General features: G+C 66.3%; 19 protein-coding genes and 2 pseudogenes. 6 read left to right on the top strand and 15 right to left on the bottom strand.

Going from position 1 to position 22,747, the window contains the following annotated elements; translation table 11 throughout:
* Nucleotides 1–51 precede the first annotated feature (51 nt).
* The 4 genes from RCF34_RS10885 to RCF34_RS10870 all read left to right on the top strand — a co-directional run bounded on the left by RCF34_RS10885 (nt 52) and on the right by RCF34_RS10870 (nt 2,427).
* Nucleotides 52–363 carry a DUF6482 family protein gene (locus RCF34_RS10885; protein WP_308708163.1) on the top strand — a complete coding sequence of 104 codons (312 nt, stop codon included), beginning with the start codon at nt 52–54 and terminating at the stop codon, nt 361–363.
* Nucleotides 364–524: 161 nt separating this feature from the next.
* The gene (locus tag RCF34_RS10880; protein ID WP_308708162.1) at nt 525–956 is read left to right on the top strand and encodes a DUF4440 domain-containing protein; all 432 of its coding nucleotides are present in this window, start codon (nt 525–527) and stop codon (nt 954–956) included.
* 143 nt (nt 957–1,099) lie between these two features.
* Nucleotides 1,100–2,125, top strand: a complete 1,026-nt coding sequence (locus RCF34_RS10875) for a TerC family protein (RefSeq protein WP_308708161.1) — start codon at nt 1,100–1,102, stop codon at nt 2,123–2,125.
* 14 nt (nt 2,126–2,139) lie between these two features.
* The gene (locus RCF34_RS10870; protein ID WP_308708160.1) at nt 2,140–2,427 is read left to right on the top strand and encodes a hypothetical protein; all 288 of its coding nucleotides are present in this window, start codon (nt 2,140–2,142) and stop codon (nt 2,425–2,427) included.
* Nucleotides 2,428–2,566: 139 nt separating this feature from the next.
* On the opposite strand, the gene RCF34_RS10865 is transcribed toward RCF34_RS10870, so the two are convergent.
* Nucleotides 2,567–3,040: a GreA/GreB family elongation factor gene (locus RCF34_RS10865; RefSeq protein ID WP_308708159.1), complete on the bottom strand. Its 474-nt coding sequence runs from the start codon at nt 3,038–3,040 to the stop codon at nt 2,567–2,569.
* A 140-nt stretch (nt 3,041–3,180) separates the two neighbouring features.
* Between RCF34_RS10865 and RCF34_RS10860 the strand changes: the two genes are divergently transcribed.
* A complete protein-coding gene (locus tag RCF34_RS10860; protein WP_308708157.1) occupies nt 3,181–4,014 on the top strand; it encodes a DUF1206 domain-containing protein in 834 nt (277 codons plus the stop codon).
* Here the strand turns inward: RCF34_RS10860 and RCF34_RS10855 are convergent.
* The 4 genes from RCF34_RS10855 to RCF34_RS10840 form a co-directional block, all read right to left on the bottom strand.
* Nucleotides 4,011–4,736, bottom strand: coding sequence for a Mut7-C RNAse domain-containing protein (locus RCF34_RS10855; protein WP_308708156.1), 726 nt, complete (start codon nt 4,734–4,736; stop codon nt 4,011–4,013). The two genes, RCF34_RS10860 and RCF34_RS10855, sit on opposite strands and share 4 nt — an antisense overlap.
* Nucleotides 4,737–4,792: 56 nt before the next feature.
* Entirely contained in the window at nt 4,793–8,818 is a 4,026-nt protein-coding gene (gene hrpA / locus RCF34_RS10850) for an ATP-dependent RNA helicase HrpA (RefSeq protein ID WP_308708155.1), read from the bottom strand.
* 143 nt (nt 8,819–8,961) lie between these two features.
* Nucleotides 8,962–9,741, bottom strand: a complete 780-nt coding sequence (locus RCF34_RS10845) for an SGNH/GDSL hydrolase family protein (protein ID WP_308708154.1) — start codon at nt 9,739–9,741, stop codon at nt 8,962–8,964.
* A gap of 151 nt (nt 9,742–9,892) precedes the next feature.
* The gene (locus RCF34_RS10840) at nt 9,893–11,572 is read right to left on the bottom strand and encodes a long-chain fatty acid--CoA ligase (RefSeq protein ID WP_308708153.1); all 1,680 of its coding nucleotides are present in this window, start codon (nt 11,570–11,572) and stop codon (nt 9,893–9,895) included.
* 259 nt (nt 11,573–11,831) lie between these two features.
* Here RCF34_RS10840 and RCF34_RS10835 point away from each other — a divergent pair, with 259 nt between their 5' ends.
* Entirely contained in the window at nt 11,832–12,302 is a 471-nt protein-coding gene (locus RCF34_RS10835; RefSeq protein WP_308708152.1) for a MaoC family dehydratase, read from the top strand.
* Nucleotides 12,303–12,317: 15 nt separating this feature from the next.
* Here the strand turns inward: RCF34_RS10835 and RCF34_RS10830 are convergent, their stop codons facing one another.
* From RCF34_RS10830 to RCF34_RS22995, 10 genes and pseudogenes are all read right to left on the bottom strand, one after another.
* On the bottom strand, nt 12,318–12,893 hold the full coding sequence (locus RCF34_RS10830; protein ID WP_308708151.1) for a DUF1349 domain-containing protein: 576 nt from the start codon (nt 12,891–12,893) through the stop codon (nt 12,318–12,320).
* 53 nt (nt 12,894–12,946) lie between these two features.
* Nucleotides 12,947–14,017, bottom strand: coding sequence for a chemotaxis response regulator protein-glutamate methylesterase (locus RCF34_RS10825; RefSeq protein ID WP_308708150.1), 1,071 nt, complete (start codon nt 14,015–14,017; stop codon nt 12,947–12,949).
* Nucleotides 14,014–14,532 carry a chemotaxis protein CheD gene (locus RCF34_RS10820; protein ID WP_308708149.1) on the bottom strand — a complete coding sequence of 173 codons (519 nt, stop codon included), beginning with the start codon at nt 14,530–14,532 and terminating at the stop codon, nt 14,014–14,016. Before RCF34_RS10820 ends, RCF34_RS10825 begins: the two co-directional genes overlap by 4 nt.
* 2 nt (nt 14,533–14,534) lie before the next feature.
* Entirely contained in the window at nt 14,535–15,338 is an 804-nt protein-coding gene (locus RCF34_RS10815; protein ID WP_308708148.1) for a protein-glutamate O-methyltransferase CheR, read from the bottom strand.
* A 10-nt stretch (nt 15,339–15,348) separates the two neighbouring features.
* Nucleotides 15,349–15,819 (bottom strand): chemotaxis protein CheW, encoded by a 471-nt coding sequence (locus RCF34_RS10810; RefSeq protein WP_027597645.1) that lies wholly within the window; start codon nt 15,817–15,819, stop codon nt 15,349–15,351.
* Complete coding sequence (locus tag RCF34_RS10805; protein WP_308708147.1) at nt 15,819–17,474, bottom strand: methyl-accepting chemotaxis protein; 1,656 nt, start codon at nt 17,472–17,474, stop codon at nt 15,819–15,821. The genes RCF34_RS10810 and RCF34_RS10805 overlap by 1 nt, the downstream gene beginning before the upstream one ends.
* An 81-nt stretch (nt 17,475–17,555) precedes the next feature.
* On the bottom strand, nt 17,556–18,059 hold the full coding sequence (locus tag RCF34_RS10800) for a chemotaxis protein CheW (protein WP_308708146.1): 504 nt from the start codon (nt 18,057–18,059) through the stop codon (nt 17,556–17,558).
* A gap of 7 nt (nt 18,060–18,066) precedes the next feature.
* Complete coding sequence (locus tag RCF34_RS10795; RefSeq protein WP_308708145.1) at nt 18,067–20,241, bottom strand: methyl-accepting chemotaxis protein; 2,175 nt, start codon at nt 20,239–20,241, stop codon at nt 18,067–18,069.
* A gap of 47 nt (nt 20,242–20,288) precedes the next feature.
* A pseudogene (locus RCF34_RS23000) lies at nt 20,289–21,149 on the bottom strand (methyl-accepting chemotaxis protein); the annotation flags it as partial.
* 57 nt (nt 21,150–21,206) lie between these two features.
* Nucleotides 21,207–22,727 (bottom strand): annotated as a pseudogene (locus RCF34_RS22995) (MCP four helix bundle domain-containing protein); the annotation flags it as partial.
* Between the last annotated feature and the right edge of the window lie 20 nt (nt 22,728–22,747).

Here is a 22,747-nt window from a genome sequence, read left to right as displayed (position 1 = left end):
CTCCCCCTGCCGCTGCGCAGGGCTCGTTAGCGTGATAACCGAGGTGTGTCGATGAATGTCAAAGAGCTGAATCAGCAGATCAAGGCCGGCGCGGTAGAGGAAGTCAACCTGGTGTCCATGGAAGGCGGCTCCTACGTCATCCATGCGCTGGTGGAAGGCACCTCGGTACCTGTCGCCGATGACAAGGGCGCGACCCTGCACGTGGCCTCGGTGGAAGAAGCCCGGCGTATCCTCGACGACGTCAAGGATGTGCGCCTGTTCATCGCCCAGCCAGCGGTCTATGAAGAGATGGTCGGCCAGCCGGTGAGCCAGACCGACTCCCGCGAAGAGATACCGCTGCGCTCGAAGATCGAGAATCGCTGAGTAGTCCGCCTCTGCCGTCGCCGGCTGCCGACGGCGACGCCTCCCGTCAGGACCCGGACCACCTCGGCCGGCATCATCCTCTAGCGGTCTGGCCATGCCACGTACCTGCTCAGTGGCATTGTTATATTATAACAATGCCATGTTCGCTCGAGGATAACGCTATGTCCGTTGCCTGTCCTGCCCATGCGCCTGCTCGCTCCAATGAAGGGATCGCCTGCCTGGCCGGAGCCAAGGCCGCCCTGTACACCTGGGCGGCGACCGTCGGCACCCGCGACGTGGAAGCCATTCTGGCCCTCTATGCAGCGGACGCCATCCTGGTGCCTACGCTTTCCAACGAGGTACGGGACAACGAGGAAAGCCGCCGGGAGTACTTTCGCAACTTCTTCGCCAACGACGGGCTGGTGTGCGATGTGCAGATCTTCAAGAAGAGGGTCAGCAGCAAGCTAAGCACCGTGGTGGTCGGCGGTCTCTATGTCTTCCACTATCGCGACGGCGAACAGGTCATCAACGTGCCCGCGCGCTTCCTCTTCACCTTCGAACAGATCGAGGGCCGCTGGCTGATCACCGGCCATCATTCCTCCCGAGAGGCCTGAGCCAGAGCGGTTGCATTTTGTAAAACTGCAGTCCTTGCCGAACGTGCGCGAGTTCGAAATCCTGTGCTGGTGACCCGGGCCCCTCTGACGGTATGTGCCGCCATGTCGAGTCATAGTCTTGCAACTTGACTAAGGAGGGGCTCATGAACGCCCTGCATGCATTCTTCTTCGCCGACTTCCTCGGCACCGCCACCTGGATGTGGCTGACCTTCTTCGCCGTCGTCATCGCCCTGCTGGCCTTCGACCTGGGTGTCCTCCACAAGGAGAACAAGCCCATCGCGGTCAAGGAGAGCCTGCTGCTGTCCGCGGGCTACATCACCGCGGGCCTGCTATTCGCCCTCTTCGTCTGGCAACTCAAGGGCGCCGACGCCAGTCTCGACTACGTCACCGGTTTCCTCATCGAGAAGTCGCTGTCCATGGACAACGTCTTCCTCATGGCGGTGATCTTCGGCTTCTTCGCCATCCCGCGGGAATACCAGCACCGGGTGCTGTTCTGGGGCATTCTCGGGGTGATCGTGCTGCGCGCCATCATGATCGGCCTGGGCGCCGCCCTGATCCATCGGTTCGACTGGATCCTCTATGTCTTTGGCGCCTTCCTGGTGATCACCGGGGTCAAGATGCTGTTCGCCAAGGTGGACGAGGAGCCCAAGCTCGACGACAACGTCTTCATCAAATTCCTGCGCAAGAAGCTGCGGGTGACCGATGAGTTGCACGGCCAGCACTTCTTCGTGCGCCAGCCCGATCCCAGCGGCAAGACGGTGCTCTGGGTGACCCCGATGTTCCTGGCGCTGATCGTGATCGAGTGCGCCGACCTGGTGTTCGCGGTGGACAGCGTGCCGGCGATCTTCGCCATCACCCAGGACCCCTTCATCGTCTACACCTCCAACGTTTTCGCCATCCTGGGCCTGCGCGCGCTGTACTTCGCCCTCGCCGCGATGATCCACCGCTTCGCTTACCTCAAGTACGCCCTGGCGCTGGTGCTGGTGTTCATCGGCTGCAAGATCTTCCTGGTGGGCATCATCGGCAAGATCCCGCCGGCGATTTCCCTGAGCGTGACCCTGGGTCTGCTGGCTGGTGGCGTGCTGGTGTCGCTGTACAAGACCCGCAGCGAGGCCAAGCCCACCGCTGCCGGTCATGAGCCGCGCGGCCCCTTGAACAAGCCTTCGTGAAGGAGCGGACGATCATGACTACCAAAGCCATCCTCGGTCTTACCGGCATCCTCCTGCTGCTCGGCCTCGGCGGCTGCGACAGCGCCGAGAAGGCAGCAGACAGCTTCGCCACCAAGGTGGAAGAAGCCGCCCGCGAACAGGCGAGGGAAACCCTGGGCGGGACCCTCGACGAGCTGAACAAGAAGGTCGACGAGGCCCAGAACCAAGGCCGCGCCTGGCTGGATCAGCATCGGCCCGAGCAGGAAAAGCAAGAGGCAGCACCGCCCAGGGCCAACCGGTCGGTGGAGGGCGTTGAAGCCTGAGCCTCTGGTCGCAGAGGATCGTAGGTTGGGTTGAGACGGCTCCATCGTCGAAGACCAACAGGAGCAGCACCGAAGCCAGGCCTGTTGGGCTTCGCTGTGCTCAACCCAACCTACGGTGGTCCCTGGAGCAGCCTGACGTTCAAATCACCGCCAGGATCTCCTGCCGGTGCACCTTGCCGTCCACCGTCACCGCCACCTCATCCCCCTCCTCCCGGCCCAGCAATGCCTGGCCCAGGGGCGCGCGCGGCGAGATCACCAGCACCTCCTGGCCATCCAGCCTGACCTTGAGTCCTGCCGCATCCGGGCCGAGGAACAGCCAGCGATTGGCCGTCGCGGTGGTCAACTCGACCAGGGCGCCGACGCGAATGCCGTCATTCATGGCCCCGGGTGTCAGCGCCCGGTAGGCCGCCAGGGCCAGCTCGATCTCGTGCAGGCGACGGCGTTGACCATCCGCCAGATAGGCCGCTTCCAGGCCGCGGGTGTCGTACTTGTTCTCGGCCTTGCTTTCGCTGTGGGTGGCCGCCTCGTGGCTGGCCGCGAGCTGCTGGCTGATGACCTCGCGGTCGGCTTCCAGTGCCTGAAGAATGAGAATGAGCAGTCGAGTCTTGTCCATGAACCGGTCGCCGGGGCAAAGGGTGCGAGCCTAAGCCCTAACGCAGTGTCCCGCCAGCACCCCGGTGCGCCTGTCCGCCCGCGAGAACCCGCACGCGAACCGCCGGTCAGTACAGGGCAGGATGTAACAGGACATAACAGATGCGCACCCGTACCGGACTCACCCTCCTGGCCCGCGGCGGCTATGCCGCCCGTGGTCTCGTCTATCTCATCATCGGCGTCCTGGCGCTGCTGGCCGCGCGCGGCTCCGGCCAGCCGGCGGACAGCCATGACAGCCTGCAGGCCCTGCTCGCCCAGCCCTTCGGGCATTTCCTGGTCGGCCTGGTGGTGGTCGGCCTGGTGGCCTTCGCGGCCTGGCGCATCCTCCAGGCCGTGCGCGATGTCGATGACCATGGCCGCAAACCCAAGGGCCTGGTGATCCGCGCCGGCCTGCTGGTGGGCGGCATCACCTACGGCGCCCTGGCCTTCTTCGCCCTGGGCCTGCTGGTCAGCGGTCTGCGCCAGGGCGGTGGTTCGGGTGGGGAAACCAACGATCTGCTGCAGACGATCCTCGGCTGGCGCTATTCCAATCTGCTGGTCTACGTCGCCGCGCTGATCCCCCTGGGCGTAGGCCTCGCCCATTTCGTGAAGGGCTGGAAGGCCAGCTTCGAGCGTTATCTGGAAGCCAGTCCGGAACAGCTGCGACTGTTCCGGCCCATCGGTCGCTTCGGCCTGATCGCCCGGGGCGTGGCTTTCGTCGAGATCGCCGTCCTGCTGGTGATCAGCGGCTCACGCTACCAGGCACTGCATCCGCCGGGCATGAAGGACGCCCTGAACGGCCTGCAGAATCTGCCCTTCGGCGGACTGGTCCTGTCGGTGGTAGGCCTGGGCCTGATCGCCTTCGCCCTCTACAGCTTCGCGGAAGCCTGGTGGCGGCGTATCGAGATGGACCTGCCGGATGTGGGCGGATCGCTGCGCCAGGTGCTGCCGCCCTAGACCCGCGCCAGACGTTCACGCATCGCGCGCCAGTGACTGCCTTCCCAGAACAGCTTGTCGCAGTGCGGACGGTGCAGAAAATGCCGGTGGCGTTCCCGTACGCGCGGGGGCAGCCGGTCGGCAACCTCCGCCAGAGTGACCGCCTGTAGACTCGAGTTGCAGGCCAGGCAGCGGGAAAAGGGCAACGCCCAAGGGCGCAGACCCAGGCGCTGGTAGAGCTCCTGCAGTTGCGCCTCCGGGTGCACGGCATGGATATAGCAGCCGTAGAGCACCTGCCGCCGCTTGAGCAATCCGCGATCCCGGGTCAGCAGGACACGCGCCTCGCGCCGGGCGAGATCGGCCAGGGCAGGATCGGCATAGGCGTTGTCGTAAAGCGTATCGAAACCCGCCATGCGCAGGCGCCGCGCCAAAGCGCCGAGGTGCGCATCGGCGACGAAGCGCGGACGCGCTGATCCCGGATGGCCGGGAGCGGATTCACCGGAAAGGTTGGCCTGGGCAGGATGGACGACGACTTGGTCACCGTCTGCCAGACGCTGCGTCAGCGCAGCGGGCTGCCCATTGATCAGCAGCCGACCCACCTCGGTATGGGGCACGCCGAGCGCTTCGATCTGGTGTTTGACGCTCGCCACTGCGGCGCACTCGACCCGGATCACCCCGCCTCTATGGATCGGGGCCAGGAAGCGTTCGAGGGCGCCGTGGAAGCGAAAACTGGCCTGGGTCATGGCTCACTATGCCAGCGGCCGGCCCCGACCTGGAGTGGTTCCGATGGATGACCGTGCTAGGCCTCTACCTGACTCCACTGCTTGTTCAGCCGCTTGTCCGACACCGGCATCCGCGTGCCCAGCTGCTGGGCCCAGAGCGATACCCGATACTCTTCCAGCATCCAGCGATAGAGCTCCAGATTGGCGTCGCGCTTGCCCTCCTGGCCGTGCTTGGCGGCGCGGGCGCGGTACTGCTCCCAGAGCCCGGCCAGTTCGCCGCTCCAGACGCGATCGCGCTGCACCTGGCTGCCGAGCTTGTCGAAGCGCTGCTCGATGGCCTTCAGGTAGCGTGGATACTCCTTGAGCCATTCCAGCGGCGTATCCCGGACGAAACCGGGATGGACCAGGCTGGCCAGTTGCGCCTTGATGTCGTTCAGGGCCACTGCCTGGGCCAGGTCAATGCGACCCTTGAATTTCTTCTGCAGGCCATGCCAGAGCTTGAGGATCTCCAGGGCCAGGCGCGCGATCCGTTCGGCCTGTTCGGTCCAGCCGGCCTTGCGCCGCTCGGCCAACGAGGCCAGACCGGCGCCATCGCGGGGCAGTTCGGTCTCGTCGGCGAGGATGGCGGCGTCCAGGCTGGCCAGCAGGATGTCCTCCACCAATGCTTCCGGACGTCCCAATTCGCGGTGCAGCAGGCCCAGCTCGGTGAGCCCGGGCAACTTGCCGCGCAGGAACTTGGCCTGTTCCGCCAGTTGCTGCAGCAGCAGTCGCTGCAGGGCGCGGCGGTGCTGATAGCGGGCTTCGGCCTGGGTGGCGAAGCGGCCTTCGCGCACCGTACCCTGCTCGTCCACCAGCGCCGGATAGACCGTCATCGACAGCCCGGCCACCTGCTGCTGGGTCTTGGCCGCCACCTCGGCGAAGGCCTTGGCCTCCACCGGGCGCTGCTCCTGGCGTTTCTGCGTCGGCAGGGCCAGGGCCGCCTGGCTTTCCTGGGCGAAGCGCGCCGTCACCTCGGCCAGGTCACGCCCCTCGCCCAGCGGCTTGCCCTGGGCATCGACCACCTCGAGATTCATGCGCAGGTGCGGATCCAGGCCGGCTTCGGCCTGCGGCCAGGCCTCGTCGGGAATACGGGCGCCGGTCATGCGCTGCAGTTCGCGCCCCAGGGCCTCGTGCAGCGAGCCCTCGCCGAAGGGGATCTTGTCCAGCGCCGCACGAACGAAATCCGGCACCGGCACGAAGTTCTTGCGCAAGGCCTTGGGCAGGTTGCGCACCAGGGCCACGCAGCGATCATAGAGGAGTCCCGGCACCAGCCAGTCGAGGCGCTGGGGCGGCAGCTGCGGCAACAGCGGCGCCGGCACTCGCAGGGTGACGCCGTCACGCGGATGGGTCGGGTCGAATTCATAGGACAGCGGCAGGGTCAGCTCGCCCAGGCGCAGCGTGTCCGGGTATTGGGCAGCGGTGACCTCGCTGGCTTCGCGGGCGAGGACGTCTTCCTCACGCATGATCAGCAGCTCGGGCCGCTTGGCGCTCTCGCGGCGGTACCAGCTGTCGAAGGTGGCGGTCTGGTAGACGTCCGCCGGCAGGCGCGCGGCGTAGTAGTCGAACAGCGTCTCCTCGTCGGCGAGGATGTCGCGGCGCCGCGCCTTGGCTTCCAGCTCGTCCAGCCGCTCCAGCAGCGCCCGGTTGGCGGCCAGGCATTTGGCGCGGCTGTTGATCTCGCCGCGCACCAGGCCTTCGCGGATGAAGAGCTCGCGAGCGGCGGGCGGATCTATGGGGCCGAAATGCACCGGGCGGCGGCCGACCACGATCAGGCCATAGAGGGTGACCTGTTCATAGGCCACCACCTGGCCGCGCTTCTTCTCCCAATGCGGCTCCAGATGGGTCTTCTTGACCAGGTGGCCCGCCACCGGCTCGATCCAGTCCGGTTCGATCTTGGCCACCATGCGGGCGAACAGCTTGGTGGTCTCCATCAGCTCCGCGGCCATGATCCAGGTGGGTTTCTTGCGGCCGATGACGCTGCTGGGATGGATCCAGAAGCGCCGCTGGCGAGCGCCCAGGTAGTCGCCATCCTCGCTCTTCTGGCCGATCTGGCTGAGCAGGCCGGCGAGAATGGCCTTGTGCAGCGCCGCGTAGCCGCGGGCACGCACCGCCGCCTCGCTGGCCTCGGCCTGTTGCTGCGCCTTGGCATTGACGTGCTTGTCGGTGGTCGGCGCGGGTTTGTTACCGACGTCCGCCGGTGCCGGCGCCGGGCTGTCGGCCTTGCGCGCCTGGAGCCCCAGTTCGCGGCACAACAGGGTCAGCTGGCGATGGGCATCGCGCCATTCGCGCAGGCGCAGGTAGTTGAGGAAGTGCTTGCGGCACCAGCTGCGCAGGGCATTGGAACCCAGCGCCTGGCGCTGCTCTTCGAAACCATGCCAGAGATTGACCAGGGCGGCGAAGTCCGAATCCGGGTCCTTCCACTGGGCATGGGCCTGATCGGCCTGGGTCTGGCGATCCGCCGGACGCTCGCGCGGGTCCTGCACCGACAGCGCGCTGGTGACGATCAGCACCTCGGCGAGACTGCCCTGCTCGGTCGCCTCCAGCAGCATGCGCCCCAGGCGCGGATCGACGGGCAGGCGCGCCAGCTGCCGGCCCAGGGGCAGCAGCCGGCCTTCGACATCGACCGCCGAGAGCTCCTGCAACAGGGTGAAGCCGTCCTTGATCGCCTTGCCATCCGGCGGCTCGATGAAGGGGAAGTCTTCGATGCGACCCAGGCGCAGATGCAGCATCTGCAGGATCACCGCCGCCAGGTTGGTGCGCAGGATCTCCGGATCGGTAAAGGTCGGTCGACCGAGGAAGTCTTCTTCACTGAAGAGGCGAATGCAGATGCCCGGCTCGACCCGCCCGCAACGACCCTTGCGCTGGTTGGCGCTGGCCTGGGAAATGGCTTCGATGGGCAGCCGCTGGACCTTGGCGCGATAGCTGTAGCGACTGATGCGCGCGGTCCCGCTGTCGATCACGTAGCGGATACCCGGCACGGTCAGCGAGGTCTCGGCGACGTTGGTCGCCAGCACGATCTTGCGCCCGGGGCGCGGCTGGAAGATCTTCTGCTGCTCGGTCGGCGTCAGTCGCGCATAGAGTGGCAGCACCTCGGTGAATTTCAGCTGGGCCTTGCGCAGGACCTCGGCGCAATCGCGGATCTCGCGCTCGCCGGGGAGGAACACCAGCACATCGCCCGGGCGCTGACCGACGCTGCGCTCGTGCGCCTCGATCTCGTCCAGCGCCTGGAGGATGCCCTGGTCCACCGAGAGATCGTCCACCAGCCGTTCGCCGTCTTCGTCCACCTCGGCGCTGAGCGGGCGGTACCAGGTCTCCACCGGATAGGTCCGCCCGGACACCTCGACGATGGGCGCGCCGTCGAAGTGCCGGGCGAAGCGCTCCAGGTCGATGGTGGCCGAGGTGATGATCAGCTTGAGATCGGGGCGACGCGGCAGCAGGGTCTTGAGGAAGCCCAGCAGGAAATCGATGTTGAGACTGCGCTCGTGGGCCTCGTCGACGATGATCGTATCGTAGCGCTCGAGAAAGCGGTCGTGCTGGGTCTCGGCCAGCAGGATGCCGTCGGTCATCAGCTTGATCAGGGTGGCATCGGTGCTCTGATCCTCGAACCGCACCTGATAGCCCACCAGTTCACCCAACGGCGAACCCAGTTCCTCCGCCACCCGGGCGCCCACGCTGCGCGCCGCCAGCCGGCGGGGCTGGGTATGGCCGATCAGCCCCTGCACGCCCCTGCCCAGTTCCAGACAGATCTTGGGCAGCTGGGTGGTCTTGCCCGAGCCGGTCTCGCCGGCGATCACCACCACCTGATGGCCGGCGATGGCGCGCTTGATCTCCTCGCGCTTGGCGGCGATCGGCAGGGCGTCGTCGTAACGGATGCGTGGCACACTGGCACGTCGCGCCTCGACCTTGGCGCAGGACGCCTGGAAACGCTCCAGCCACTGGGCTTCGCGGACCGGATCGGGTTGTTTCTGCAGGGCCTGGAGCTGGCGCCTCAGGCGATGGCGATCGGCGTTGAAGGCCTGATCCAGGTTGGCGGCGAGACGGGCAACGGAGGGGGTATCGGTCATGAAACTCTTTCGACGGCGGTCGCTTGGACCGGTAAGTGTAAAAGAGTTGGGGGGTGCGGCGGGGCTTTACAAGAACGGCGGGCGGAAAACAGCCGGGTTGCCTGCCCCTGCGCGACACCTGGTCGCGCAGGGGCGGTCCCGCATCAGCGCTTGGCCTGGACGCTGGCTACGTTCAGCTTGGCCGGCGGCGTGCGCAGGGCCATGTCGAGGGACTGCAGGGCCTTCCAGGCGTCCTGTTGCAGATCGGCGGGGTCGGCGTGATCGAACTTGATCTTCTCGCTGGCGGCCGGCAGCGGCGGACGGGTGCCGTAGATCAGCGCATAGAACACCGAGGCGGTCAGGTAGGTGCCGGTGAAGGACGGGTGGCTGCCGTCGGGCAGGAACAGCCCGGGCGGCGGCTGATCGGCCAGGGCCTTCTGCCAGGCCTGGCCCACCGGGGCCAGCAGCGCGCCGGTCTCCTTGGCCAGGGGGGTGTAGACGCTGTCCAGCTGCGCCTGCATCGTCGGGTTGTTCTGCCGGGCCCAGGTCAGGTAAAGGATCGGCTGGGCGCCGTCCTTGCGCGCCAGGTCGGCGATCAGGCGCACGTACTGACGGGTGAGATCCGGATTCTTCACCGGCATCATGCTGTGATCCTGGATCACCACGTAGTCGTAGTTGGCCTTGGCCAACTCGTCCTGCACGTCGTGGCGCTTCCAGTGCTCCTCGAGGCTGGCACCACTGAAGGTCACATGCTTGACGTCCAGCGGGCGCGGCTGGCCGGCGTCGACAGACATTTGACGGACCATCGCCGGCAGGTCGTTGACGAAGGTGTAGCTGTTGCCCACGAACAGGACGCGGATGGGTTCACCGGCCTGGACCTGACCGAGCACGCTGGAGCCCAGCAGGAGGAGGCCCAGCACGGCCTGGCGTACGCTAATTCGCATGGTGTGTCCTCAAGGAAAGAGGTCGGAAAGATGACGGCAAAATGCCGCCTGCGGTTTATACCCGAACCTCTTGCGAAAACCATGCTTGAAGACCAGCGGCACCGCTACCAATCGACGAGAGGTAGCGGCGCAGGGGCCGTAGTGCGTCCTGTTACGCCTTCTTGAGTTCGGCGTCACGCAGTTCGCGACGCAGGATCTTGCCGACGTTGGTGGTCGGCAGGCTGTCGCGGAATTCCACCAGCTTGGGTCGCTTGTAGCCGGTGACGTTGTCGTGCATGTGCTTGAGCACCTGCTCGGTGGTGAGGGACGCACCGGGTTTGGGCACCACGAACACCTTGATCTTCTCGCCCGCCACCTCGTCGGGAATACCGATGGCCGCGCACTGCATCACCCCGGGCAGCTGGGAGAGCACCTCTTCCAGCTCGTTGGGATAGACGTTGAAGCCGGACACCAGAATCATGTCCTTCTTGCGATCGACAATGCGCAGATAGCCGTCCGGCTCGATCACGGCGATGTCGCCGGTACGCAGCCAGCCCTCGGCATCCAGTACCTCGGCAGTGGCCTCGGGGCGCCGCCAGTAGCCCTTCATGACCTGGGGGCCCTTGACGCACAACTCGCCGGGGGTGTCGAAGCCCTGGGCCACGCCATCGGCATCCACCACCTTGCAGTCGGTGCCCGGTACCGGCATGCCGATGGTACCCAGCCGACGACGCTCCAGCGGATTGAAGCTCACCACCGGACTGGTCTCGGTCATGCCGTAGCCTTCGCAGATGCCGCAGCCGGTGACCTCTTCCCAGCGTAGGGCCACGGATTGCTGCAGTGCCATGCCACCGGAGAAGGTCACCTTGAGCTGGGAAAAATCCAGCTGGCGGAAATCCTCGCTGTTGCACAGGGCGGCGAACAGAGTGTTGAGACCGACGAAGCCGTTGAAGCGCCACTGCCTGAGTTCCTTGACCAGCGCCGGCAGATCGCGGGGATTGGTGATCAGGACGTTGTGGTTGCCCTGGATCAGCATGGCCATGCAGTGGATGGTGAAGGCATAGATGTGGTAGAGCGGCAGCGGCGCGATCATGACCTGGGCACCGCCGCCCAGGTACTTGGTCATCAGCACCTGGCACTGCAGCATGTTGGCCACCAGATTGCGGTGGGTCAGCATGGCGCCCTTGGCGATGCCGGTGGTGCCGCCGGTGTACTGCAGCACGGCGACGTCTTCCGCCGCCGGGTCGGCGTCGACGAAATCGACGTGCTCGCCCTTGGTCATGGCATCGACGAAGCGGATGGACTGGGGAATGCGATAGGCCGGCACCATCTTCTTGACGTGGCGGACCACGGCGTTGACCAGCAGGCGCTTGAAGGTCGGCAGCAGGTCGCCGACCTCGGTGATGATGACGTGCCGGATATCGGTCTGTGGCAGCACCTGTTCGGCCAGGTGCGCCATGTTGGCCAGGCAGACCAGCGCCCGGGCGCCGGAATCCTTGAACTGGTGCTGCATCTCGCGGGCGGTGTAGAGGGGGTTGGTGTTGACCACCACCAGGCCGGCGCGCATGGCGCCGAAGACCACCACCGGGTACTGCAGCACATTGGGCATCTGCACGGCGATGCGATCGCCGGGCTGCAGGTCGGTGTGCTTTTGCAGATAGGCGGCGAACTGTCCGGACAATTCATAGAGTTCGCGGTAGCTCAGCGTGCGACCCAGATTGCTGAACGCCGGGCGCTCGGCGTAGGTCTGGCAGGCCTCGCGGAACACCGCCAGGACGTTGCGATAACGGTCCAGGTCTATGTCTGTCTGGATGCCCTCGGGATATTTGTCACTCCAGAAATTCGGCATCATGCAGCCCGCTCCCGCTCTATGGTTATTGTTCGTTGGCGTGCCGTGATCAGCGCTGAACCGGCCCTGCGAGCCTAGCAGCTTTGCCTAGCCCGCAACAGCATCAATATCCGCCCTTTACGTCACTTAATGACCGAAAATTCATTTATGGTCACGCTCTCTGCCGGCTTTTCCGGGAGGCGATTAGCCTCCGGCGGCGAGGCTGGGTAGAATGCCCGGCTTCGCGGCGTCCGCCGCCTTGTCACAGCTGCCGGAGCGCTTCATGAGCCTGACCGAAAACATCCCTTATGAAGCCCTCGAAATCGGCCAGAAGGTGACCGTGACCCGCACCATCGAGGAGCGCGATGTGCTGTTGTTCGCCGCTGTCTCCGGCGACTGCAACCCGCTGCACCTGGACGCCGATTTCGCCGCCAAGACGCTGTTTCGCGAGCCCATCGCCCACGGCATGCTCAGTGGCGCCCTGATCAGCGCCGCGGTGGCCTGCAACCTGCCGGGACCGGGCACCCTCTATGTCGACCAGACCATGACCTTCGAAAAGCCGGTCAAGCTGGGCGATACCCTGACGGTGGAAATCGAGGTGCTGGAAAAGCTGCCGAAGTTTCGCGTGAACCTGGCTACCCGGGTGTTCAACCAGCACGGTGACAAGGTCGTCGACGGCGTCGCCAAGGTGGTCGCGCCGCGCAAGTCGGTGCAGGTGCAGCAGGTCGAACTGCCCCCCGTCACCGTCGGCTGAGCCAGCCTCTCCGCGTCAACTCAGATCGGCCAGGCCTCGCTGCAGCGGGGCTCGCAGACTGAACTCGCTGAACGCCACTTCCATGCCACCCCGCTCCGGGGTGCCGCACACCGGGCCGACACGGTATTCCGCGGCCGCGGGCAGGCTGGCCAGGCGCAGCAGCGGCCAGCGCTGACCGTCGAACGAGGACTGGACCCGCAGGGTGCCCTGGGTCAGGGTGATCCTCAGCCACAGCTCCTCCCGCTCGCCCAGCGGTGCGCCCACGGCCAGATCCGAGCGCCCCAGGGTCAGGACGCTGAGCAACTGCGGGGTATCGTCGAAGTAGCCGATGCCGACGCGCAGCCACTGCTGCTCATCGATCCGCACCATCAGCCCGGCGTGGTCGCCCTGGTTCTTGCAGCGCGCCGCCACCCGCAGCTGGGCGGTGAAGCCGCTGGTGACCCGGGCGCCGAAGAAGTGGCCGCTGTGGCGCTCGGCGCCGTCGTGGGTCTGACGCCAGAAGTCACTGTGGCGATCGGTGATGACCCGGAGCCGCTCGGGCTCGGCCAGCCAGGTCTCGGGTTCATTGATCCAGTGGCAGATGTCGAACATGGGGCTCTCCTCGCGTGCTCGCGCTTGGAGTCCCGCCCGCCCCGCAAGTTCGTCTAGACCCCGCCCTTGAGAATGGCGGCGGCGATCTGGTTAAGGCCGATTTCCTGCTCCACCGCGCCGAGCTTCATGGCTTCCTTGGGCATGCCGTAGACCACGCAGCTGTCTTCGTCCTGGCCGAGGGTGCGGCCGCCGACGTCACGCAATTCCTTGAGGCCGCGGGCGCCGTCGTCGCCCATGCCGGTCATGATGATACCGAGGGCATTGCTGCCGGCGGCCCGCGCCACCGAGCGAAACAGCACGTCCACCGAAGGTCGATGGCGACTGACCGGCGGGCCATCGACCACGTCCACCTGATACTGGGCACCACTGCGCTTGAGCAGCATGTGACGACCACCCGGCGCGATCAGCACCCGCCCCGGCAGGACCCGATCGCCGTGCCGGGCTTCGCGCACCTCGAGTTCGCAAAGGCGATCCAGGCGCTCGGCGAAGGCGGCGGTGAAGCGCTCGGGCATGTGCTGGACCACCACGATGCCGGGACAGACCCGCGGCAGCGAGGTCAGCACCGCCTCCAGGGCCTGGGTACCGCCGGTGGAGGTGCCGAGGGCGACGATGCGCTCGGTGGTGCGCGCCATGGCCGGGCTGCCGCCGGCCGGCAGGATGGCGTCGGCGCTGAGCTTGGGTGTCGGCACCACCGGCACGCCACGGGGCGCCAGGCGCTTGAGGTTGGCCCGGGCGGCAGCCTTTACCGCGCTGGTGAGGTCATCCGAGGCGTCCTTGAGGAACTGCTTGAGGTTGGCCTGGGGCTTGGTGACGATGCTGACCGCCCCGGCGGCCATGGCCTGCAGGGTGGTGGCGGCGCCCTTTTCGGTCAGGGTCGAGCAGATCACCACCGGGGTCGGGCGCTCGGCCATGATCTTCTTGAGAAAGGTGATGCCGTCCATGCGCGGCATCTCCACGTCCAGGACGATGACGTCGGGCCACTGCTTGCGCATCTTGTCCTGGGCGAACACCGGGTCGGCGGCGACCCCCAGCACCTCGATGGCCGGATCCTCCGCGAGACTCTGGGCGAGCACCTGCCGCACCACGGCGGAGTCGTCGACGATAAGGACCTTGATCTTGTTCATGGAGTAAGTCTCGTAAGCGGCGGAACATAGGGTAGCTCCACCTGTTGCATGAGCACCCGGCCGTCGACGAGGTCCAGGGACAGTTTGCGATGGCCGGCGCCCCGGACATGGGTCCGCGCCGAGTGGATACCGGCTTTGGCCAGCTGCGCCAGCGCCGCCTCGACGTTGACGTCGCCGATGTTGCGGACGCGATCGCGCAGGAGCTGGGGAAACATGTTGCCGCCGCCGTAGAGGTGCACCTGGTAGCCGGGCAGATCACCGCCGTGGCGGGCGATCGCCCCCAGCAGCAACTGCAGGGACTCGTCGACATAGTGACCGTCGCCGGGCGCGCCGGGCGCGCCGGGCGCGGCGCGCTGGCGCGTGGGCAACAGCGCATGGGTCATGCCGCCGAGGCGCCGCCGCGGATGCCAGAAGACGAAGGACACGCAGGAACCCAGAATGGTCCGGATCCGCAACTCGCCCTGGCCGAAATACCATTCGCCTGGACGCAGAAACAGCTCCGGCGTGGCTGCCATGGCTAGAGCGGACGTTGATAGATGGATGGACTGACCATTTTCAGGACGTCGGTCACCCCGTTGAGGCTCTCGGAATGGCTGACGAAGAAGTAGCCGCCGGGCCGCAGGTGGCGGACCAGACGGGCCACCACCTGGCGCTTGGTGGGCACGTCGAAGTAGATCATCACGTTGCGCAGGAAGATGATGTCGAAGGTGCCCAGCTCCGGTAGCGAGTTGTTCAGATTGATCTGGCGAAAGGCGATCCGCGCGGTCAGGCGCGGATCCACCAGAAAGGTGCCGTCGTTGTCGCCCACGCCCTTGAAGCAGTAGCGCCGCAACAGCGCTGGCGGGATGTTCTCGGCTTCGGCGAGCGGATACTGGGCATTGCGCGCCTTGGCCAGCACCCGGCTGCTGAGGTCGGAGGCGACGATTTCCCAGGCGCGCTCGCCCAGCCCTTCAGCCAGGGTCATGGCCAGGGTATAGGGTTCCTCACCCGAGGAGCAGGCGCCGCTCCACAACCGCAACGGCTGGCGTCTTTCCCAGTTCGGCAGCACCTGCTCGCGCAGGAAGTCGAAGTGCTTGGGCTCGCGGAAGAAGTAGGTTTCATTGGTGGTCAGCAGATCGACCGCCATCTGACATTCCGCCTGGTCGCGCTGGATCAGCTGGAAATAGGCGTCATAGCTGGGCGTGCCGCGCTGGCGCACGCGTTTGGCCAGGCGACCGCTCACCAGCGGGCGCTTGGCATCGGACATGCTGATGCCAGCGACCCGGAAGATGAAGCTGCGGAACTGGCGGAATTCGCTGTCGGTCAGCGCGGGGAGTTCCATGGTCTAAGACTCAGGCAGCCGTCATGGCGGCGAGCTGGGCGAGATCGTCTGCGCCCAGGACCCGATCCATGTCGAGCAGGATGACGAAACCCGCACCCTGCTTGGCCATGCCGAGGATGAAGTCGGTGCGGATCGAGGCGCCGAAGCGCGGCGCCGGCTCGATGCCGTCGGCGGCGATCTCCAGCACCTCGCAGACCGCGTCCACCACGATGCCGAACACCTGGGGGCCACCGTCGACCTGGATCTCCAGCACCACGATGCAGCTGCGGCGGGAGGTCTCGGTCACCTCGTTGCGAAAGCGCACGCCGAGGTCCATGACCGGCACGGCGGCACCGCGCAGGTTGATGACGCCACGGATCGCCGGCGGCAGCATGGGCACCGTGGTGACCGCGCCGTACTCGATGATCTCCCGCACGCAGCCGGTGTTCACGCCGTAGAGATCACCGGCGAGCTGAAAGGTCAGAAACTGGCGCAATAGCATCAGGCTTGCTCCTCGAAACGGGCGAAACCGGCCGGCACGCTGCCACGGGGCGCGCGACGGGGCGAGTCGATCAGCACCGAGGCGCGCTCCGCCAGGCTCGGACCCGAGCGCTTGGTGCCGGGACGGGCGACCTGCTGCGCCACCGGCGAACCGCTCAGGGTGAAGTATTCCATCATCTGCTGGAGCTGCTCGGCCTGGCCGCTCATCTCTTCCGCGGTGGCGGCCAGCTCTTCGGACGCCGAGGCGTTCTGCTGAGTGATCTGGCTCAGTTGCAGCATGGCGCCGTTGATCTGCTCGACCCCAGCGCTCTGCTCTTCGGAGGCCGCGGTGATCTCCTGCACCAGGTCGGAGGTCTTGTTGATGGAAGGCACCATCTCGCCCAGCAGCGAGCCGGCGCGCTCGGCGAGGGCCACGCTGCTCTTGGCCACGGTGCCGATTTCCTGGGCGGCGACCTGGCTGCGTTCGGCCAGCTTGCGCACCTCGGCGGCCACCACGGCGAAGCCCTTGCCGTGCTCGCCGGCGCGGGCGGCTTCGATGGCGGCGTTGAGCGCCAGCAGGTTGGTCTGGTAGGCGATGTCGTCGACGATGCCGATCTTGTCGGCGATGGTCTTCATCGCCACCAGCGTCTCGCGCACGGCCTGGCCGCCCTCGTCCGCTTCTCGCGCGGCCTTGCCGGCCATGCCGTCGGTGACCTTGGCGTTCTCGGTGTTCTGGGCGATGGAGGCCGACATCTCCTCGATGCTGGCGCTGGTTTCCTCGACGGAGGCTGCCTGTTCGGTGCTGGCCTGGCTCATGCTCTGGGCGGTGGCCGAGACCTCTTCGGAGGCGCTGGCCAGGCCATCGGCCGAGCTGCGCACGTCGCTGATGATCTGCGCCAGGGTGGTGGTCATGGTGCGCACGGAAGCCAGCATGCTGGTGGTATCGCCCTCGCGGGTCACCACCTCGACGCTCAGGTCACCGCGGGCGACGCGCTGCACCACCTCGGCGGCATAGGCCGGTTCGCCACCCAGCTGCCGGATCAGGCTGCGGGTGATCAGGTAGCCGAGCAGGACGGCGATCAGGGTCGCCACCGCACCGATCACCAGCATCAGGTTGCGCGCGTCCACATAGGCAGCGGTCGCCGCTTCGCCGGCTTCCTGCATACGCTGGGCCTGCAGGTCGTTCAGGGCGCCGAGGGCGGCGACCAGCTCGTTGTTATTGGGGGCGAAGACGTTCAACAGGTAGTCCCGGGCCTGGCCGCGGTCGGTATCGAGCAGGCGGAAGAATTCACCGTACTTGTCCTGCAGACGCTGGCGCGCGTCCGTGGCAGCGGCCAGCTTCTGCTTGCCATCCTCGCTGGTGATCTTCTTTTGCAGATCGGCGAGGATCTCTGCGTTGCCGGAGCGAACCTTGGCGATGTCTTCCCTGGTCTTGGCCAGGACGCGCTCATCGTCCAGCAGCAGCAGGTTGCGCATCAGGCGGCCGCTGTCCAGGGTGTTGCGTACCAGGGTGTTGGCCTGGACGGTCATGGGGAAGCGGAACTTCGACATGTTGTCGGCCGAGTCCTTCATGGTGCCCATGTTCAGCAGGGCGACGCCCATGACCAGCAGCAGCATCAGGATGGCGGCCCCGAAACCGATCGCCAGCTTGGTCGAGACGCGAAGTTTATTCAGCATGGTGAAAGCGCCTCCGGCGCCGGTTACGACTGTATCGATTAGGAGGCGCCGGTTACCGTCGCCCGTGCAATGCGGGGTCTTTCAGCTGGCGGCCTGGGCCAGACTCGCCAGTTCGTGTACGTCCAGTACCCGGGCCACGTCGAGCAGGGTCACGAAGCCCCCCTCGGACTTGACCATGCCGGCGATGAAATGCGGCGCCAGGCGACTGCCAAAGGCCGGCGCCGGGCGGATGTCCGCCGCGGCGATCTCCAGCACCTCGCTCACCGCGTTAACCACCACGCCCAGCACCTGGGTGTCTTCGCCATCGCACACCTCCAGGATCACGATGCAGGTGCGCGGGCCGACCCGGGTCGGCTGGCCACCGAAGCGGGCCTCCAGATCGACCACCGGGACCACGGCGCCGCGTAGGTTGATCACGCCGCGGATGCAGGCCGGCATCAGCGGGACCTGGGTCAGCTGGCCGAACTCGATGATCTCGCGCACCGCGAGGGTATCCACCGCATAGGTCTCACCATCCACCACGAAGGTCAGGTGCTGATGGCCGTGGTGCTCGTGGGCGATGTCGCCAAGGGTCAGGGCAGTCATGAGGACACTACTCCGGGAAGCGGACGTAACCGTCCGGCAGGCCGCCCGCGGCCATCTGCGGACGACGCGGGGCCGGCTGGGACGCGCGGGTCGCGGCCGGACGCGTCTGCTCGATGGCACGCTCCAGGTCCTGGACCGCACGACCGTCGCCGGTGTGGAAGAAGCCCATCAGGCGCTGCAGCTGCTCGGCCTGACCGCTCATTTCCTCGGCGGTCGCGGCCAGCTCTTCCGAGGCCGAGGCGTTCTGTTGGGTGATCTGGTTGAGTTGCAGCATGGCGCTATTGATCTGAGTGACTCCGCTACTCTGTTCTTCGGACGCCGCAGCGATTTCCTGTACCAGATCGGAGGTCTTGCTGATGGACGGTACCATTTCGTCGAGCAGTGACCCGGCGCGCTCGGCCAAGGCCACGCTGCTCTTGGCCACGGTGCCGATTTCCTGGGCGGCGACCTGGCTGCGTTCGGCCAGCTTGCGCACCTCGGCGGCCACCACCGCGAAGCCCTTGCCATGCTCGCCGGCGCGGGCAGCCTCGATGGCGGCGTTGAGCGCCAGCAGGTTGGTCTGGTAGGCGATGTCGTCGACGATGCCGATCTTCTCGGCGATGGTCTTCATGGCCACCAGGGTCTCACCCACCGCTTCGCCGCCTTCGTTGGCCTCGCGCGCGGCCTTGCCGGCCATGCCGTCGGTGACCTTGGCATTCTCGGTGTTCTGGGCGATGGAGGCCGACATCTGCTCGACGCTGGCGCTGGTCTCCTCGACCGAGGCCGCCTGTTCGGTGCTGGCCTGGCTCATGCTCTGGGCGGTGGCGGAGATCTCTTCCGAGGCACTGGCCAGGGCATCGGCCGACAGGCGCACGTCGCCGATGATCTGGTTCAGCTTGCCGACGGTGCCGTTGATCGACTCCTTGAGTTCCAGCAACTGCCCCTGGTAGTCACCGCGCACGGTGCGGCTCAGGTCGCCCTGGGAGAGGCCGGCCATCACGCCCATGGCTTCGTTGACCGGCGCGACGATGGCATCGAGGGTGCCGTTGATGCCGGCGACGATGCGGCGGAAATCGCCCTGGTGGGCACTGGCATCGGCACGGGTATCGAGACGTCCGGCCATGGCGGCCTGGCTCAGCTGGTTGGCGTCTTCGACCAGGCGCTGGATATTGCCACGCACCTGTTCGAGGTTGTCGTTGATCACCGCCTTCTGTCCGGGGAAACGCTCCAGCTGTACCGAAAGATCGCCTTCGCCAAAGCTCTTGACGCAGGCCATGGCCTTGCTGGAATCGCTCAGGTGCCCGGCGACCATGCCGTTGACCCCTTCGGCCATGCTGCGATACGCACCCTGGAAGCGCTCGGCCGGAATGCGCACCACGGTTTCGCCGCGGTCGTGGGCAGCCGACATGCTGCTCATTTCGCTGATCAGACCGCGCAGGGTGGTGACCATGTTCTGCATGGCCGCCATCAGGCTGGTCTTGTCGTCGCTGCGCAGCTTGATGTCGTCGGGCAGATCGCCGGCGGCCACGCGACCGGCCAGGGTCGCCACGGCCGCGGGCTCACCGCCCAGCTGACGCAGCAGATTGCGGGTGATGAAGAAGCCCAGCAAGGCCACCGCCAGCAGGGTCGCCAGGGCGATAGAGAGGGCCAGCCAGGTGGCCTCGACCTTGGTCGTCTGGGCGACCTGCACGCCTTGCAGTGCCAGGGTCTGGTTGTAGCTGACGTGCTCGTCGAGGGCCTTGTTGATGGCGAGCATCACGTCGGTGCGGCTGCGCATCAGGGTCTGGGCCTCGTCGTTGCGATTCTGCCGTGACAGAGCAACAACCTGCTCGCCCAAGGCGAACAGGGCATTGAAGGCGGTCCGATCGGTCGCCAGCAGTCCGCGATCCCGATCATCCGAGACCAGCGCCTCGTACTTGACGAGGCTCTGGCCGATACGCTCCTTCGCGGCAGCGATATCCTGCTCCACCGTGGTCATGGCCTCGGAGCTGGTCGACAAGACGTGGCGATAGATGCCCACCACGTAGTCGGAGCGGCTGTCGTTGACCTCACCGAGCGCCTTGAGGCTGGGAACGGTGTTGTCGTTGCCGTAGTTGGCCGCCTGGAACACCTGGTCGATTTCGTATTGCCCGGTGCCGGCCAGCACGAGGATGCCCAATAGCGCGGACAGCACCAGCAGCAGCATTTTCTTGATGACGGTCATGTCGATGGTCTCAAAAAGGCCACCCGCAGGTGGCCATTGGATAAGGGTCAGGATTCGAAGGGGACGTAGCCGTCAGGTACGCCGCCCGAGGTGCCATTGCGTAACGCTTTGCCCGGGACCCGCATGGCCTTGGGCCGCGAAGCCTCCAGCGCGCGCTCCAGGTCCTGGACCACCCGGCCTTCGCCGGTATTGAAGAAGCCCATCAACCGCTGCAGCTGCTCCGCCTGGGTACTCATTTCCTCGGCGGTGGCGGCCAGCTCTTCGGACGCCGAGGCGTTCTGCTGGGTGATCTGGCTCAGTTGCAGCATGGCGCCGTTGATCTGGCTCACCCCGCTGCTCTGCTCTTCGCTGGCGGCGGCGATTTCCTGCACCAGGTCGGAGGTCTTGCTGATGGACGGCACCATCTGGTCCAGCAGGGTGCCGGCGCGCTCGGCGAGGGCCACGCTGCTCTTGGCCACGGTGCCGATTTCCTGGGCGGCGACCTGGCTGCGTTCGGCCAGCTTGCGTACCTCGGCGGCCACCACCGCGAAGCCCTTGCCATGCTCGCCGGCGCGGGCAGCCTCGATGGCGGCGTTGAGCGCCAGCAGGTTGGTCTGGTAGGCGATGTCGTCGACGATGCCGATCTTGTCGGCGATGGTCTTCATCGCCACCAGGGTCTCGCCGACCGCCTGACCGCCCTCGCCGGCTTCACGGGCGGCCTTGCCGGCCATGCCGTCGGTGATCTTGGCGTTCTCGGTGTTCTGGGCGATGGAGGACGACATCTGCTCGACGCTGGCGCTGGTCTCCTCGACCGAAGCGGCCTGCTCGGTGCTGGCCTCGCTCATGCTCTGGGCGGTGGCCGATATCTCTTCCGAGGCGCTGGCCAGGGAGTCGGCCGACAGGCGCACGTCGCCGATGATCTGGTTCAGCTTGCCGACGGTGCCGTTGATCGACTCCTTGAGTTCCAGCAACTGCCCCTGGTAGTCACCGCGCACGGTGCGGCTCAGGTCGCCCTGGGAGAGGCCGGCCATCACGCCCATGGCTTCGTTGACCGGCGCGACGATGGCATCGAGGGTGCCGTTGATGCCGGCGACGATGCGGCGGAAATCGCCCTGGTGGGCACTGGCATCGGCGCGACTGTCCAGGCGACCCGCCATGGCCGCCTGGCTCAGCTGGTTGGCGTCTTCGACCAGGCGTTGGATGTTGCCGCGGACCTGTTCGAGGCTGTCGTTGATCACCGCCTTCTGCCCGGGGAAGCGTTCCAGCTGCACCGACAGATCGCCTTCGCCGAAGCGCTTGACGCAGGCCATGGCCTTGGCGGAATCGCTGAGGTGACCGGCGACCATGGCGTTGACCCCTTCGGCCATGCCACGGAAGGTGCCCTGGAAGCGCTCCACGGGGATGCGGGCATCGGTGTCGCCGCGATCATGAGCCGCAGACAGCTGCACCATCTCCGCCACCAGCAGCTGGATGTTGTCACGGACCTGTTCGAGGTTGTCGTTGATCACCGCCTTCTTGCCGGGGAAACGTTCCAGCGGCGCGGCCAGATCGCCCTCACCGAAGCGCTTGACGCAGGCCATGGCCTTGGCGGAATCGCTGAGGTGGCCAGCGACCATGGCGTTGACGCCATCGGCGACGTTGCGGAAGGCGCCCTGGAAGCGCTCCAGCGGAATGCGTGCCTCGGTCTCGCCGCGATCGTGCTCGCTGGCCATGGTGCTCAGTTCCTGCACCAGACCGCGCAGGGTCACCACCATACGCTGCATGGCCGCCATCAGGCTGGAGTCGTCGCCCGCGCGCAGCTGCAGATCGTCGGGCAGGTCGCCCGCGGCGGTGCGGTTGGCGACCTTGGCCACCTCGGCCGGCTCGCCACCCAGCTGACGCAGCAGATTGCGGGTGATGAAGAAGCCGAGCAGGCCGACCACAAGCAGGGTCGCCAGGGCGATGCCGATGGAGAGGACGGTGGCCCGGCCCATGGTATGGCCGGCGATCTGCGCCTGCTCGCTGCCCAGTTTCTGGTTGTAGGCGCGGTGCGCGTCGAGGGTATCGCCGACGTGGTCGATGACCTTGCGCTTCTCGCCGAGAATGCGTTTGACGTCCTCGTCCTGACTGGCGCGGGACAGCGGCACCACGATGGCCACGAGATCGTTCAGCTGGGCGATCGCCTCGCGATCGTCCTGCAGCATGCGCCGATCGGTGTCGTCGGAAATGAGCGGCTCATAGTCCTTGAGCGCCTTCTCGGTCAGCTGTTGGGCCTGGGTCAGCTCCTTCTCGGCATCACGGGTGGCTGCTTCGCCATCCGCAGCCAGATGGCGGTAGATGCCGGTGATGATGTCGGCGGAGTGGGCGTCGATGGCATCGATACCCAGAATCGAAGGGACGGTATTGTCGTTGCCGTAGTTGGCGCGCTCATACACCTGGCTCAGTTGCTGGTAGGCGATGCCGGCCAGCAGGATGATGCCCAGTAGCGCGGAAAGGACCAGCAGGAACATGCGTTTGGTAACGGTCATGGGATCGAATTCTCCAGTCG

Origin of the sequence: Pseudomonas sp. 102515 (assembly GCF_031085165.1) — a bacterium.
In the GTDB taxonomy this organism is placed as follows: domain Bacteria; phylum Pseudomonadota; class Gammaproteobacteria; order Pseudomonadales; family Pseudomonadaceae; genus Chryseomonas.
Note: the sequence above shows the minus strand (reverse complement) of the source record. Positions and strands in the feature narration are given on the sequence as shown.

Coding starts and splice junctions, on each gene's coding strand:
- RCF34_RS10885 (WP_308708163.1), top strand. CDS start 52: ATGAATGTCAAAGAGCTGAATCAGCAGATCAAGGCCGGCGCGGTAGAG.
- RCF34_RS10880 (WP_308708162.1), top strand. CDS start 525: ATGTCCGTTGCCTGTCCTGCCCATGCGCCTGCTCGCTCCAATGAAGGG.
- RCF34_RS10875 (WP_308708161.1), top strand. CDS start 1,100: ATGAACGCCCTGCATGCATTCTTCTTCGCCGACTTCCTCGGCACCGCC.
- RCF34_RS10870 (WP_308708160.1), top strand. CDS start 2,140: ATGACTACCAAAGCCATCCTCGGTCTTACCGGCATCCTCCTGCTGCTC.
- RCF34_RS10865 (WP_308708159.1), bottom strand. CDS start 3,040: ATGGACAAGACTCGACTGCTCATTCTCATTCTTCAGGCACTGGAAGCC.
- RCF34_RS10860 (WP_308708157.1), top strand. CDS start 3,181: ATGCGCACCCGTACCGGACTCACCCTCCTGGCCCGCGGCGGCTATGCC.
- RCF34_RS10855 (WP_308708156.1), bottom strand. CDS start 4,736: ATGACCCAGGCCAGTTTTCGCTTCCACGGCGCCCTCGAACGCTTCCTG.
- hrpA (WP_308708155.1), bottom strand. CDS start 8,818: ATGACCGATACCCCCTCCGTTGCCCGTCTCGCCGCCAACCTGGATCAG.
- RCF34_RS10845 (WP_308708154.1), bottom strand. CDS start 9,741: ATGCGAATTAGCGTACGCCAGGCCGTGCTGGGCCTCCTCCTGCTGGGC.
- RCF34_RS10840 (WP_308708153.1), bottom strand. CDS start 11,572: ATGATGCCGAATTTCTGGAGTGACAAATATCCCGAGGGCATCCAGACA.
- RCF34_RS10835 (WP_308708152.1), top strand. CDS start 11,832: ATGAGCCTGACCGAAAACATCCCTTATGAAGCCCTCGAAATCGGCCAG.
- RCF34_RS10830 (WP_308708151.1), bottom strand. CDS start 12,893: ATGTTCGACATCTGCCACTGGATCAATGAACCCGAGACCTGGCTGGCC.
- RCF34_RS10825 (WP_308708150.1), bottom strand. CDS start 14,017: ATGAACAAGATCAAGGTCCTTATCGTCGACGACTCCGCCGTGGTGCGG.
- RCF34_RS10820 (WP_308708149.1), bottom strand. CDS start 14,532: ATGGCAGCCACGCCGGAGCTGTTTCTGCGTCCAGGCGAATGGTATTTC.
- RCF34_RS10815 (WP_308708148.1), bottom strand. CDS start 15,338: ATGGAACTCCCCGCGCTGACCGACAGCGAATTCCGCCAGTTCCGCAGC.
- RCF34_RS10810 (WP_027597645.1), bottom strand. CDS start 15,819: ATGCTATTGCGCCAGTTTCTGACCTTTCAGCTCGCCGGTGATCTCTAC.
- RCF34_RS10805 (WP_308708147.1), bottom strand. CDS start 17,474: ATGCTGAATAAACTTCGCGTCTCGACCAAGCTGGCGATCGGTTTCGGG.
- RCF34_RS10800 (WP_308708146.1), bottom strand. CDS start 18,059: ATGACTGCCCTGACCCTTGGCGACATCGCCCACGAGCACCACGGCCAT.
- RCF34_RS10795 (WP_308708145.1), bottom strand. CDS start 20,241: ATGACCGTCATCAAGAAAATGCTGCTGCTGGTGCTGTCCGCGCTATTG.